The sequence below is a fragment of the Streptococcus oralis genome (assembly GCF_001578945.1).
GTDB lineage: Bacteria > Bacillota > Bacilli > Lactobacillales > Streptococcaceae > Streptococcus > Streptococcus oralis_Q.
In genome coordinates this window covers 1-12,547 of the sequence record NZ_KQ969553.1, presented here as the reverse complement: position 1 = coordinate 12,547, position 12,547 = coordinate 1, and the positions used below count along the sequence as shown (strand labels likewise).

At 42.3% G+C, this 12,547-nt stretch carries 14 protein-coding genes, 1 other RNA gene and 1 pseudogene; 1 reads left to right on the top strand and 15 read right to left on the bottom strand.

The genetic code is table 11. From position 1 onward, the window contains the following. Positions 1–154: 154 nt before the first annotated feature. The 4 genes from SORDD16_RS07210 to SORDD16_RS07195 are packed head-to-tail and all read right to left on the bottom strand — an operon-like array spanning position 155 to position 3,321. Entirely contained in the window at positions 155–391 is a 237-nt protein-coding gene (locus SORDD16_RS07210) for an acyl carrier protein (protein WP_061420150.1), read from the bottom strand. Between the two features lie 4 nt (positions 392–395). Beyond that, entirely contained in the window at positions 396–1,388 is a 993-nt protein-coding gene (gene plsX, locus SORDD16_RS07205) for a phosphate acyltransferase PlsX (protein WP_061452911.1), read from the bottom strand. Further along, positions 1,385–2,155 (bottom strand): DNA repair protein RecO, encoded by a 771-nt coding sequence (gene recO / locus SORDD16_RS07200; RefSeq protein WP_061452910.1) that lies wholly within the window; start codon positions 2,153–2,155, stop codon positions 1,385–1,387. Before recO ends, plsX begins: the two co-directional genes overlap by 4 nt. Beyond that, entirely contained in the window at positions 2,152–3,321 is a 1,170-nt protein-coding gene (locus SORDD16_RS07195; RefSeq protein WP_061452909.1) for a pyridoxal phosphate-dependent aminotransferase, read from the bottom strand. The genes recO and SORDD16_RS07195 overlap by 4 nt, the downstream gene beginning before the upstream one ends. 150 nt (positions 3,322–3,471) lie before the next feature. On the opposite strand from SORDD16_RS07195, the gene SORDD16_RS07190 reads away from it, so the two are divergent. Then, the gene (locus tag SORDD16_RS07190; RefSeq protein WP_061452908.1) at positions 3,472–4,482 is read left to right on the top strand and encodes a YeiH family protein; all 1,011 of its coding nucleotides are present in this window, start codon (positions 3,472–3,474) and stop codon (positions 4,480–4,482) included. Positions 4,483–4,509: 27 nt separating this feature from the next. Here the strand turns inward: SORDD16_RS07190 and SORDD16_RS07185 are convergent, their stop codons facing one another. The 11 genes and pseudogenes from SORDD16_RS07185 to SORDD16_RS11935 form a co-directional block, all read right to left on the bottom strand. Beyond that, positions 4,510–4,947 (bottom strand): CoA-binding protein, encoded by a 438-nt coding sequence (locus tag SORDD16_RS07185; protein ID WP_061452907.1) that lies wholly within the window; start codon positions 4,945–4,947, stop codon positions 4,510–4,512. 117 nt (positions 4,948–5,064) lie between these two features. Beyond that, the gene (locus SORDD16_RS07180) at positions 5,065–6,033 is read right to left on the bottom strand and encodes a ribose-phosphate diphosphokinase (RefSeq protein WP_000010181.1); all 969 of its coding nucleotides are present in this window, start codon (positions 6,031–6,033) and stop codon (positions 5,065–5,067) included. Positions 6,034–6,247: 214 nt separating this feature from the next. Further along, positions 6,248–6,742, bottom strand: coding sequence for a beta-class carbonic anhydrase (locus tag SORDD16_RS07175; RefSeq protein WP_061452906.1), 495 nt, complete (start codon positions 6,740–6,742; stop codon positions 6,248–6,250). A 73-nt stretch (positions 6,743–6,815) separates the two neighbouring features. Then, entirely contained in the window at positions 6,816–8,177 is a 1,362-nt protein-coding gene (gene radA, locus SORDD16_RS07170) for a DNA repair protein RadA (RefSeq protein WP_081215181.1), read from the bottom strand. A 13-nt stretch (positions 8,178–8,190) separates the two neighbouring features. After that, positions 8,191–8,706 (bottom strand): histidine phosphatase family protein, encoded by a 516-nt coding sequence (locus tag SORDD16_RS07165; protein WP_061453022.1) that lies wholly within the window; start codon positions 8,704–8,706, stop codon positions 8,191–8,193. A 1-nt stretch (position 8,707) separates the two neighbouring features. Next, positions 8,708–9,151, bottom strand: coding sequence for a dUTP diphosphatase (locus SORDD16_RS07160; RefSeq protein ID WP_061452905.1), 444 nt, complete (start codon positions 9,149–9,151; stop codon positions 8,708–8,710). 49 nt (positions 9,152–9,200) lie between these two features. Beyond that, an RNA gene (ffs, locus tag SORDD16_RS07155) (signal recognition particle sRNA small type) lies at positions 9,201–9,294 on the bottom strand. 32 nt (positions 9,295–9,326) lie between these two features. Continuing rightward, complete coding sequence (tadA, locus tag SORDD16_RS07150; RefSeq protein ID WP_061452904.1) at positions 9,327–9,794, bottom strand: tRNA adenosine(34) deaminase TadA; 468 nt, start codon at positions 9,792–9,794, stop codon at positions 9,327–9,329. A 197-nt stretch (positions 9,795–9,991) separates the two neighbouring features. After that, on the bottom strand, positions 9,992–11,278 hold the full coding sequence (locus SORDD16_RS07145) for an adenylosuccinate synthase (RefSeq protein WP_061452903.1): 1,287 nt from the start codon (positions 11,276–11,278) through the stop codon (positions 9,992–9,994). Positions 11,279–11,513: 235 nt separating this feature from the next. Continuing rightward, positions 11,514–11,750, bottom strand: a complete 237-nt coding sequence (comW, locus tag SORDD16_RS07140) for a sigma(X)-activator ComW (RefSeq protein ID WP_061453020.1) — start codon at positions 11,748–11,750, stop codon at positions 11,514–11,516. A gap of 657 nt (positions 11,751–12,407) precedes the next feature. After that, positions 12,408–12,547, bottom strand: a pseudogene (locus SORDD16_RS11935) (IS30 family transposase); the annotation flags it as partial.

Sequence of the window (12,547 nt, the reverse complement as noted above, 5' to 3'; positions counted from 1 at the left end):
ATTTTAAAAACCATTTAATAAACCACGGATAAAGACCGGTCACATACATAAATGTTCCTCCTTTTTCTTTCTCATCTCTTTATTCGCAATTTCTACTAAAAGTTTCTCTTTTTTCTGCAAATAAAAAACAACATGACTTGCATGTTGCTTTTAGCTATTTTTTATCTTTAATAATCGCTACTACATCCGCTACACTTTGAAGTTGGTCGATTTCCTCATCACTGATCTCGATACCAAATTCATCTTCTAGCGTTAGGACGAACTCCATCAAGTCTACTGAGTCTGCATCTAGGTCGTCTTTCAAACTCAAGGCTTCTGTCACGACAAAGTCTTCTCCCTGTCGCTCTTGGATAATGGTTACAACACGGTCAAAAATTTCTTTTTCTGTCATCTTTTTATTCTCCTGAAAATTCACGCGCAGTCTGGGAAACTACGTCTGTTTCGAGCATGGTACGAATCTGGCGAATCGTACTGTACACAGCCTTGGCATCACTTGAGCCATGAGTCTTGACAACCGGTGCCTTGACACCAAACAAGACCGCTCCACCAACATCTGAATAGTTGAGTTGCTTTTTCAAACCTTTAAGGCTATCCTTGAGAAGGAGAGCACCTAGCTTCGCTCGAAGGCCACCACCTGTAATAGCCGTCTTGAGTAAACCCATGATCCCCATAGCGGTCCCTTCGATAGATTTGAGAACAGCGTTTCCCGTGAAACCATCTGTTACGACAACATCCGCAACGCCATTCATCAAATCACGCGCTTCCACATTTCCGACAAAGTTCAGATTCTCATCAGCTACTAGCAAGTCGTATGTTTCCTTGCGAAGGGGATCTCCCTTGCTACTTTCTGTTCCATTGTTGAGCAAACCAACACGTGGTTGCGCAATGCCACGGACATTTTTGGCATAGAAGGAACCGAGGACAGCGTATTGATGGAGGTGCTGGGCTGTATTCTCCGCATTGGCACCGAGGTCTAACATGTCAAAACCTTTTCCATCTACAGTCGGCAAGGTCGACATAAGCCCAGGACGGTCGATGTTCTTGATACGACCCACGATGAAGAATCCTGCTGCCAGTAAAGCACCTGTATTCCCAGCTGAGAGAACAGCGTCTGCTTCTCCCTCTTTGACAGCCTTGGCTGCCAATACCATACTGGCATTTTTCTTCTTCCGAATAGCTTTTGTCGGCTCATCGTCTGAATCAATCTTCTCATCCGTATGGATAATGCTGACGCGCTCTGTCGCTGTCAGATATTGCTTGATTTTAGCTTCATCTCCGTAGAGTTGAACCTCAATATCTGAAAAGTCAGCTAGTGCTTGATTGACACCCTCAACGATGGCCTGAGGTGCATAATCGCCCCCCATGGCATCTACTGCGATTTTTTTCATTTGTTTTCCTCTTTTAGTAATTGTCCCCAGTCGGATAGGGAATCAATAAATTTCTTTGATTTTAGGTGAATCCCAACGTACTCTTCGTAGAGTTGATCCATAAATTGGCGTAGCTCTTGCTTGATTTCAGGCTTGAGCGAAATGGTCTCCAAGGTCTCAAAATCAATGGCTTGAAATTGATTGAGCAGATAAGGGATATTGGGATTTAGATGACAACGTCTCTCATCTTCATGATAATGCTCTGGACAGAGGCAGGCTCCATATTTAAAAGAAAAGTCAAAAGCCTGACCTACCCGATGGCAAAAGACACATTCATTAAAATTAAGGCTGATTCCAAATCGGGTCAAGATTTGAATTTCAAAAATATTGGTTAAAACCTGATAATCCAAGCCTTCTTCCATCAACTCCAGAGTCTTCTTCAAGAAAGCAAACAAGGGAGCATCCTGCTGATTGTCCTGCAAACTAGCATCTGCAAGGGCAGCTACATAGGTCGCATAGGCCATGACAAAGAGATCACTATTGATCTTGGGAAAGGTCATCACCTCATGGTAGTCCTCGATGTAGCTGAGCCCATCATCATTGATTCGCAAGAGAAACCGTGCCAACACCAAGGGCTGAATAACCGGAGCTAGTTTGGACTGGCCAGCGTGTTTGACGAAAAACATGCGCTTGCCCGCCTGCTCGGTAAAAATTTTGACTAGCTTGTCATCCTCACGAAAGTTACGATTGTAGAGCACCAAACCTTGACTCGTGATAGACTGAATCATGCTTCTCTCATGTACTCCTCAAGTCGTTTCATTGCCTCAATGATCGTTTCCATGCTGGCTGCATAAGACAGACGCACATAGCCTTCTCCGTAACGCCCAAAGGCGGCACCAGGGATAAAGGCAACGGCCTTCTTATAGGCAAAATCCTTCAGAAAAGCAAAGGAGTCTTGATTGTAACCTGTTGGAATCTTAGCAAAGATATAGAAGGCCCCGTCCGGTTTGATAATCTCAAAACCAAGAGCAGTCATTTTCTCGATAATATAATCTCGACGCTGGATGTATTCCTTCTTCATAGGCTCCGCATCGTTTTTACCAGCCGTCAAGGCTTCTACTGCAGCATGCTGGGCCATGGTGTTGGCAGCAGTGACCAAGTACTGGTGACTCTTGATTAACTGGGCTGTAAAGGCTGCAGGAGCAAAGATAAAGCCTAAACGCCAACCAGTCATAGCATGCGATTTAGACAAGCCATTGATAATAATAGCCTGGTTTCTCAGCATAGTTCCCAGAGATACATGGGCTTGTCCAGTATAGGTCAATTCTGAGTAAACCTCATCACAGACAACAAAAATCTCATACTTGCGTAAAATGTCTGCCAAGGCTTCCAACTGCTCCCGACTATAGGTAATTCCTGTCGGATTGGCTGGATAGTTGAGAATAACTGCTTTGAGCTTGTTCCCTTGCTCCAAAATAGCCTTTTCCAACATCTCAGGAGTCAAGACAAAATCATTTTCAGTTGTATCAATCTCAACAATCTCTGCCCCAACTAGATTGACAATCGGCTCATATCCTGGATAGGCAGGAGCTGGCAAGAGCACCTTGTCCCCCTCTTCCAAAATAGCTGTCAAAGTAGCAGATAAAGCTTCTGTCGCCCCAATTGTAACCAAAATTTCATTTTCAGGATTATAATCTAGCTGGTATTTTTCTTTTACAAAGTCGCTAGCAGCCTGGCGCAAGGTCAGTAAACCGCTCATCCCTGTATAGTAGGATCGGTTCTGGTCAATGGCTCGCTTGGCTGCCTCCTTGACATGATCTGGCGTTGTAAAATCAGGTTCCCCCAAGGTCAAACGCAAGACCCCAGGAATCTCCGAAATAGCCTGATCAAACTGACGAATCAAGGAAACTTGAATCTTGTCTAACTGTTTATTAAAGCGCTTGGTTAAGTCCATAGATATCCCCCTTGCTTACAGAACATAGTACTATTATACTACAAAAGCTCCCTGACCGCAAAATCCATCTGAAACCTGCATTTTTCACTTTCTGTTTTACTTTTCTTCTCGACAGGACTATAATAATAAGTGCTTATTTCGGAGGTTTATATGTCATTTTTATCAAAAAATGGAGCAGGCATCTTGGCCTGCCTTCTCATTTCCATCCTATCTTGGTGCTTAGGCGAATTCTTCCCTGTCATTGGCGCACCCGTTTTTGCGATTTTTATGGGAATGCTTCTCCATCCCTTTCTCTCATCCTATAAACAACTGGATGCTGGTTTGACCTTTAGTTCCAAGAAATTGCTCCAGTATGCCGTTATCTTACTCGGTTTTGGTCTCAATATCTCGCAAGTCTTTGCAGTTGGACAAACTTCACTCCCTGTCATCCTTTCCACCATTTCGATTTCCTTAATCGTTGCCTACCTCTTCCAGCGTTTCTTTGCACTAGACACAAAACTGGCTACCTTGATTGGAGTGGGTTCTTCTATCTGTGGTGGCTCTGCCATTGCTGCGACAGCGCCCGTTATCCATGCCAAGGAAAAGGAAGTAGCCCAAGCCATCTCTGTTATCTTTTTCTTCAATGTCTTGGCTGCGCTCATCTTTCCAACTCTAGGAACCTGGCTTCATCTATCCAATGATGGCTTTGCTCTCTTTGCAGGAACTGCGGTCAATGATACTTCTTCTGTAACGGCCACAGCTAGTGCCTGGGACAGTCTTTACCAGACCAATACCCTCGAGTCGGCAACTATTGTTAAACTCACGCGTACCTTAGCAATCATTCCCATCACTCTCTTTCTCTCCTACTGGCAAAGTCGCCAGCAAGAGAATAAGCAAGGCCTACAACTGAAAAAAGTTTTCCCACTTTTTATCCTTTATTTTATCCTGGCCTCTCTCTTAACGACTCTCCTTACCTCTCTCGGTGTGTCCAGTAGCTTCTTTACCCCTCTCAAACAACTCTCTAAATTCCTCATCATCATGGCCATGAGTGCCATCGGTCTCAAAACCAATCTGATTGCCATGGTTAGATCCAGTGGCAAATCTATTGTCCTCGGAGCCCTTTGCTGGATTGCCATCATCCTCACCAGTCTTGGCATGCAAGCATTGATTGGTACTTTATAACACAAAAGGTAGCCCATGGCTACCTTTTTATTGCTCAAGAATTAAGCGAGTATGTTCTCTCTTAATACAGCGATTCATCACAATGTCATCGCATCCTCCAGCACGCAGGATTTCTTCCGCTTCTAGACTTTCAAGTCCCAGTTGAGCCCAGAAAATCTTGGCATCCGCCTTGAGAAAATCACGCGCCACATCTGGTAAAAACTCTCTACGACGGTAAACATTGACAATATCTACAGGAAAAGGAATCTCAGCTAGACTCGCATAAGCCTTTTCTCCCAAGATTTCCCCACCTGCAGCCTTGGGATTAACTGGGATGATTTTATAGCCCCGAGCTTGCATTTCCTTGGTCACTCGATTACTAGTTGTTTCTTCACGATCAGACAAACCCACTACTGCTAATGTTTTACTGGTTGCAAGATACTGACGGATCACACCATCACTTGGATTGATAAATTCTTGACTCATAGAAATCCTCCTTTTTCTCAGTATAGCATATTTTGAAAAGGCTTGCAGATTTTGGCTACAAAAAATTCCTAGCAAGAGAAAAAGCTTGCTAGGAAATTCGTTTATTCAAGTGAAAGTTTAGATTTTTTTCTCGATACTAAATAATGGAGAAAGAGGACGTTTTTCATGAATACGGATAATAGCATCGCCCAGAAGATGAGCAATCGAAATTTGTTCAATCTTATCAATCAAACGCTCTTCTGGTAGGTAGATAGTATCCAAAACAACCAATTTTTTAATAGCTGATTTTTGGATATTATCCATAGCAGGGCCAGAAAGTACTGGGTGCGTACAGCTTGCGTATACTTCAACAGCACCTGCTTCTGCAAGAGCGTCCGCCGCATGGCAAATGGTTCCAGCTGTATCGATCATATCGTCAATCAAGATACAAGTCTTACCTTCTACCTTACCAATGATGTTCATCACTTCGCTGGTATTCATCTTGTCTACACTACGGCGTTTGTCAATAATCGCAATCGGAGTTTTCAAAAACTCCGCCAATTTACGAGCACGAGTCACCCCACCATGGTCGGGGCTGACAACCACGTAATCAGAGCCAACCATGCCACGACGTTCAAAATAGTCCGCAATCAATGGAGCACCCATCAAGTGATCTACAGGAATATCAAAGAATCCCTGAATCTGTGCAGCGTGCAAATCAATCGTTAACAAACGATCCACTCCAGCTACTTCAAGCATATTTGCGACAAGTTTTGAAGTGATTGGCTCACGCGCGCGCGCTTTTCTATCCTGACGTGCATAGCCATAGTAGGGCATAACAACATTGACAGATTCTGCACTAGCACGCTTCAATGCGTCCACCATAATCAAAATTTCAAGTAAATTATCATTTACAGGTGAACTAGTTGACTGTAGGATAAAGACGTGTTTTCCACGGATTGATTCTTCGATGTTGACCTGAATCTCCCCATCTGAAAATTGGCGAACAGTCGATTTCCCCAACTCTATCCCAATTTCTTGCGCCACACGCTCTGCCAATTCTCTATTAGAAGAAAGGGCAAACAGCTTTAAATCAGAAAAAGACATGATTTCCTCCGGTATTTATGTATCACTTGTTTTTTACACAACATTTTCCATCTACCATTGTAGCGCTTTTTCCTTTATTTTTCAATCAAAAATAAAACAAGAGCAAACATTTATACCCTTGTTTTGTGCTATTTTATATTAGCTATATTAAAATTAAAACCGCTACATTTGAAGCATCGATCTTATGCTAGAATTAGAATTCTACGAGACAAAGTTAGTATACTTCTCTCATACTTCCTGTATCCACATCATAGACAGCACCTGAAATAATCACATCATCAGGAATCAGTGGAGATTCTCGAAGCAATTGCATATCCTCTCTCACACTCTCTTCAACATCCTGGAATGGTAAAAAATCTTGGTCAGACACATCAACTCCGAGCTCGTGTCTCAACTGTTCATGAAAACTTTCATTTTGAAAGGTTTGAGCTCCACAGTCTGTATGGTGAAGCACCACGATTTCTCTTGTTCCCATTTGTTGCTGGGAAATCACCAGTGAACGAATCATGTCTTCAGTCACTCGACCACCCGCATTCCGCAAGATATGAGCATCCCCAAGTGCCAAACCTAGAGCTTGCGCAACGTGCAGACGTGAGTCCATGCAGGTCACAATAGCCACTCTTGTTTTGGGTTTGATTGGCAAATTTAACTGTCCATGTAGGGCAACATAAGCCTGATTGGCATGCATAAACTGTTCAAAATACGACACAATCGCTCTCCTTGATAATTTGAAATTCAAATATTTCTACTATCGTATCATTTTTAAGAGCATTTGTCACTTCTTAGGCAAAGACCTTTTTCAAAACTTCCTGAATCGTTGTCACACCAATGACCTCAATTTCCTTGGGTGGAGTGATTCCTGTCAAGGAATTCTTGGGTACATAAATCTTGGTAAAACCCAGTTTTGACGCTTCATTGATGCGTTGTTCGATACGATTCACGCGTCGAATTTCTCCGGTCAGGCCCAGTTCACCCACAAAACATTCCTGAGGATTGGTAGGCTTATCCTTATAGCTCGAAGCAATGGCAACAGCAACAGCCAAGTCAATTGCAGGTTCATCCAATTTGACGCCACCAGCAGATTTGAGATAGGCATCCTGATTTTGCAAAAGAAGCCCTGCTCGTTTTTCCAAAACAGCCATAATCAGACTTGCACGATTGAAATCAAGTCCAGTCGTCGTGCGTTTAGCATTTCCAAACATGGTTGGTGTTACCAAAGCCTGAACCTCCGCCAAAATCGGACGCGTCCCTTCCATGGTCACAACGATTGATGAGCCAGTCGCTCCATCCAAACGCTCTTCTAGGAAAACTTGGCTCGGATTGAGGACCTCAACCAATCCGCCCGACTGCATCTCAAAGATGCCAATCTCATTAGTGGAACCAAAACGGTTTTTGACCGCTCTCAAGATACGAAAGGTATGGTGGCGCTCCCCTTCAAAGTAAAGCACTGTATCTACCATATGCTCCAGCATACGCGGACCAGCCAAGGTTCCTTCCTTAGTCACATGTCCTACGATAAAGATAGCAATGTTATTAGTCTTCGCCAACTGCATGAGTTCAGCCGTTACCTCACGGACTTGAGACACAGATCCTTGCACCCCTGAAATCTCAGGAGACATAATGGTCTGAATGGAGTCAATGATGAGAAAGTCCGGCTGGATGCGCTCTACCTCAGCCCAAACACTCTGCATATTGGTCTCTGCATAAAGATAAAACTCACTATCAATATCTCCCAAGCGCTCTGCTCGTAACTTAATCTGCTGGGCAGACTCCTCCCCACTGACATAGAGAACCGTCCCCACTTGAGACAGCTGAGTCGATACTTGTAAGAGAAGGGTTGATTTCCCAATCCCAGGATCCCCACCGATAAGAACGAGACTTCCTGGTACCACTCCGCCTCCAAGCACACGGTTAAATTCCTCCATCTCCGTCTTTGTTCGATTGACATTGATCGAAGTCACCTCAGCCAGTTTCATAGGCTTGGTTTTCTCACCTGTCAAGGACACACGCGCATTCTTGACCTCGGCAACCTCGACCTCTTCTACAAAAGAAGACCATGCTCCACAGTTGGGACAACGGCCCAAATATTTAGGGGAATTATACCCACAATTTTGACAGACAAATGTCGCTTTTTTCTTTGCGATGATAAACCTCTTTCTAAATCTCTACCTCACACTCAATCACTTGGCAAAAATCAATCGTTTCATTGGGCACAAACTGACGCATAAGCATGTTGTGAGTTACCACAATCACGGTCTGGTAGTCTCGGTACTTAGCCATAGATGCCCTAAAACGAGACTTCATCTCCGCAGCTGTCTCATATTGAATAGAACTATTAGGAAGCAACTCCCCCTTGTTTTCTAAAAACAGACATCTAGCTCTTTCAAAGTTCTCTATACCTGTTTCATAGACCTGCCATTCGTGGAGTAATGGCTCCACTCTCAAAGGAAGCCCAGTAGCACAAGCCACATAAGTAGCAGTCTCTAAAGCTCGCGTTACTGCTGAAGCTACTAGCAAATCAGCTGATTGGAACAAGGGGGGGTGGCAAAGGTCCTGAGCCTGTTTCCGTCCCTTCTCAGACAAGGGTGCCAAATCTATCCCAAATCCCGTATAAGAACGCTCCTCTAACTCACTATAATCTGGCTCCCCGTGACGTACAAAGATAATCTTCATCCTAGTGACCAGTTGAACCAAAACCACCAGTTCGAACGCCGTCTGCCACATCTCCGTCTGCAATTAAGAAAGGAGCAAAGACAGCCTGAACCACACGTTCCCCAACTTCAAGTATAACCTCTTGGTCTGTGATATTCTTCATCTGTGCAAAGATATGCCCTTCATTCCCAGGATTTCCATAATAATCCCCATCAATGACCCCAACTGAGTTAATCAAAACCAAGCCCTTCTTACGAGGATTTGAGGAACGGTCATAGAGATAGAGCACCTCTGTCTGCTGCATGTAGGCCTTAACACCTGTCGGAACCAAGACAATCTCTCCTGGCGCAATCACAGTGCGTTCCGCAACCTTTAAGTCGTAACCAGCCGCGTGAGCTGTCTCTCGTTTCGGCAATAAATTTTCGTCTGCAAAACTCGACACCAATTCAAAACCACGAATTTTCATATTCCTTCTCCTTCTTTTCTAGCCTATTCTAACTTAATTATTCGTAAAAAGCACGAAAAAAGAGCACACAATTCACATCGCTTAGGGCTGCTGGATTCCTCCCCTGACCCGCTTCACGCAGAACTGTTGCTCCACTATTTATTATACCACATACTTCTATATTTTAAAAGAGAAATTATTTTTTTCGTCGATTTCGGAAAAAGTCTTGCATAATAGCTGCACATTCATCTTCCAAAATTCCCGTTTCGACCTCTACACGGTGATTAAGACGCTCATCTGTCAAAATATCGTACAAACTCCCAGCAGCACCAAATTTCTGGTTTTTAGCTCCGTAGACTACGTTTGGAATACGTGCAAGCCCAATCGCCCCACTACACATAACACAAGGCTCAATGGTCACAAAAAGGGTACAATCAAGCAAACGCCAGCTCTCTTCACGCTGGTTAGCATCTTCAATGGCCATAATTTCCGCATGCATAACCGCCCGCTGCAACTCCTCACGAGCATTATGCCCCCGACCAATAATCTCTCCATCCTTGACAATCACACACCCAATGGGAATCTCATCGTATTCTAGAGCAATCTCCGCTTCCTTCAAGGCCTCCCGCATAAAGAATTCTTTTTCTTCAACTGTATAGTCCATCTCTCCTCTTTCCTATCTATCAATTTAACTATTATATCATGATTCCACCCACAAAAAAAGCCACCGAATGCGGTGACTCTATAGGGAGATTATTATGAAAAAGAAAAGTTTAGGATATTTGTTACAACAAGTTAGGAGGTCTTCTTGTAACTATCTATAGTATACCCGCCCTATCTTAAACTAATCTTAAAAATCTCCTATGACCAAACACTTTCTAAAATATTTGTTTGTTCACGACCAGGACCAACTGAGAAAGTCGAAATACGAACGCCAACCAACTCGCTTACACGACGAACATAGTTACGCGCATTCTCAGGAAGATCTTCCAAATTTCGAACTCCAGTGATGTCTTCTGACCAACCTGGCAATTCTTCGTAGATAGGCTTGCAACGTTTTAATTGCTCAAGACTAGCTGGGTAGTGGTCGATACGTTGACCATCGAGATCATAAGCCACGCAGATTTTCACAGTATCCAAACCGCTCAAAACATCAATAGAATTCAAAGAAAGATTAGTAATCCCAGATACACGGCGACTGTGACGCATCACAACGGAATCAAACCAACCCACACGACGTGGACGCCCAGTTGTTGTACCGTATTCATGACCTACTTCACGAATGCGATCTCCCACTTTATCAAATAATTCAGTTGGGAAAGGCCCATCACCTACACGACTTGTGTAGGCTTTACATACACCTACAACCTTGTCAATCTTACTTGGACCAACACCAGACCCAATTGTCACACCACCAGCGACAGGATTTGACGAAGTAACAAATGGATAAGTACCTTGGTCAATGTCCAACATGACACCTTGTGCACCTTCAAAAAGCACACGTTTACCATTATCAAGCGCATCATTCAAGATAACAGATGTATCTGTCACATACTGCTTGATTTGTTGACCATACTCATAGTACTCTTCAAAAATATCATCAACTGAAATAGGGGTGCTATCATATAATTTTTCAAACAGACGATTCTTTTCCGCAAGATTGCGTTCCAAACGCTCACGAAAAATCTCTTTATCCAAAAGATCCGCAATACGAATTCCGACACGAGCAGCTTTATCCATATAAGCTGGACCAATTCCCTTTATTGTAGTACCAATCTTATTGTCACCCTTAGCCTCTTCTTGCAAACGATCCAACTCAATATGGTATGGCAAGATGACATGCGCACGATCAGAAATACGCAAGTTATCAGTTGTGACACCTTCCTCATGAAGATAGCTCAACTCTTTCACAAGGGATTTTGGATTCACGACCATCCCATTCCCAATAACAGAGATTTTTTCAGGAAAGAAAATTCCAGATGGAATCAAGTGCAACTTAAATTTCTTACCATCAATCACAATCGTGTGACCAGCATTATCACCACCCTGATAACGAGCTATCACCTCTGCATTCGCTGAAAGAAAATCTGTAATTTTCCCTTTACCTTCATCTCCCCATTGGGTACCTACAACAACAACTGAAGTCATAATCTTGTCTGAGCTACTAGGAGCTCGTCCTTTCTCATATACATGGCAGGAATTTCACCTGCAATTATATCTTACAATTTATTATAATAAAACTTCATCATTTTTTCAAGACCCAGCATTAGCAACATTTGGAAATTCTAACCATTTAAAAATAGCTAAAGAAGAATAATTGTTAATTACTTTTATTATAAGATATTTGGTTGCTTATCGTTCGCTTTTTATAATGAATTTTGATTTAGTAAGAAATTAAATCTCTATTTATCACCGATTTTTCTAAAAACAAGCGATAGGCTGTTCTAAAATGATAGATAATAAAGTCTCTTTCATCTATAACATTATAACGAATCAAATAATAATGCAAATAGCAAAGATGAACGGCTTCCCATTCCGTTTTATCAGCAAATAATCTATCATACTCCTGCTCAACAACATCATAAAATTCAACAATCTGTTCATAAATATCTTGAAACATCATCAATAATCTCCATTTCATTTTTATAGTATTAGGATATCAAAAATTTAAAAATTTTATCCATAAATTCCTATAAAGTGAAAATAGCAACCTAAACGAGCAAAAAAAATAAAAAACACTGCAAGTATAGAGGAATAGTCATCTATTTCAAAATTGATCGTAAATAACTTTTCTTCTATACTTACAACGTGTGAAATAAGCTATGAGTTTTTTGTGCCATATTCCTCTCTCCTTATAAAAAACAATAAAGTCACTATAATTCCTGTACTAAATAGGAGCAAAACTGCTTTAAATATCAAAGCGAGAGAAACAAATTGAGACTCTATAATCTCTGTAGTGGGTAAATTTACTATAGGATTTATGGAGCCTATTTTGTGTAGAAAAAAAGTTCTATATGACCTACGAAACCATCATTAGAAAGGTTCTTATGGAATAAATTAACGGTCAGGGGAGTGACTGTTAATTCCTAAGCCCAAAATTCCCTATTTAGAATATGCTGGATACAAGACGTTCATTTGCCTCAGAAAGTGCCGTTTCCGCTGTAAAGACTGCGGAAAATGACGGTCGCAGAGACTTCCTTAGTCAAGAAAAAACACTAAAACGCAACCTTCGTCAATCAGAAAATCGCTCAAAAATTGATCTAGAAAGTTGCGTTTTCCGCCGACCACACTGCTTTTGTTGCCTTGATAGCGTTCTAAATAGTCAAGGGCGGTAAAGCCTTGCATGAAAAATTGAACCACTTTGTGAATAGTCTGTCTTGAACGATAAAGCAAGCGTGCAATTTCTGTTGTAGGAGT

Excerpts from the sequence above, each read along its gene's own strand:
- SORDD16_RS07210 (WP_061420150.1), bottom strand. The coding sequence starts at position 391 with ATGACAGAAAAAGAAATTTTTGACCGTGTTGTAACCATTATCCAAGAG.
- plsX (WP_061452911.1), bottom strand. The coding sequence starts at position 1,388 with ATGAAAAAAATCGCAGTAGATGCCATGGGGGGCGATTATGCACCTCAG.
- recO (WP_061452910.1), bottom strand. The coding sequence starts at position 2,155 with ATGATTCAGTCTATCACGAGTCAAGGTTTGGTGCTCTACAATCGTAAC.
- SORDD16_RS07195 (WP_061452909.1), bottom strand. The coding sequence starts at position 3,321 with ATGGACTTAACCAAGCGCTTTAATAAACAGTTAGACAAGATTCAAGTT.
- SORDD16_RS07190 (WP_061452908.1), top strand. The coding sequence starts at position 3,472 with ATGTCATTTTTATCAAAAAATGGAGCAGGCATCTTGGCCTGCCTTCTC.
- SORDD16_RS07185 (WP_061452907.1), bottom strand. The coding sequence starts at position 4,947 with ATGAGTCAAGAATTTATCAATCCAAGTGATGGTGTGATCCGTCAGTAT.
- SORDD16_RS07180 (WP_000010181.1), bottom strand. The coding sequence starts at position 6,033 with ATGTCTTTTTCTGATTTAAAGCTGTTTGCCCTTTCTTCTAATAGAGAA.
- SORDD16_RS07165 (WP_061453022.1), bottom strand. The coding sequence starts at position 8,706 with ATGAAGATTATCTTTGTACGTCACGGGGAGCCAGATTATAGTGAGTTA.
- SORDD16_RS07160 (WP_061452905.1), bottom strand. The coding sequence starts at position 9,151 with ATGAAAATTCGTGGTTTTGAATTGGTGTCGAGTTTTGCAGACGAAAAT.
- tadA (WP_061452904.1), bottom strand. The coding sequence starts at position 9,794 with ATGGACTATACAGTTGAAGAAAAAGAATTCTTTATGCGGGAGGCCTTG.
- SORDD16_RS07145 (WP_061452903.1), bottom strand. The coding sequence starts at position 11,278 with ATGACTTCAGTTGTTGTTGTAGGTACCCAATGGGGAGATGAAGGTAAA.
- comW (WP_061453020.1), bottom strand. The coding sequence starts at position 11,750 with ATGTTTCAAGATATTTATGAACAGATTGTTGAATTTTATGATGTTGTT.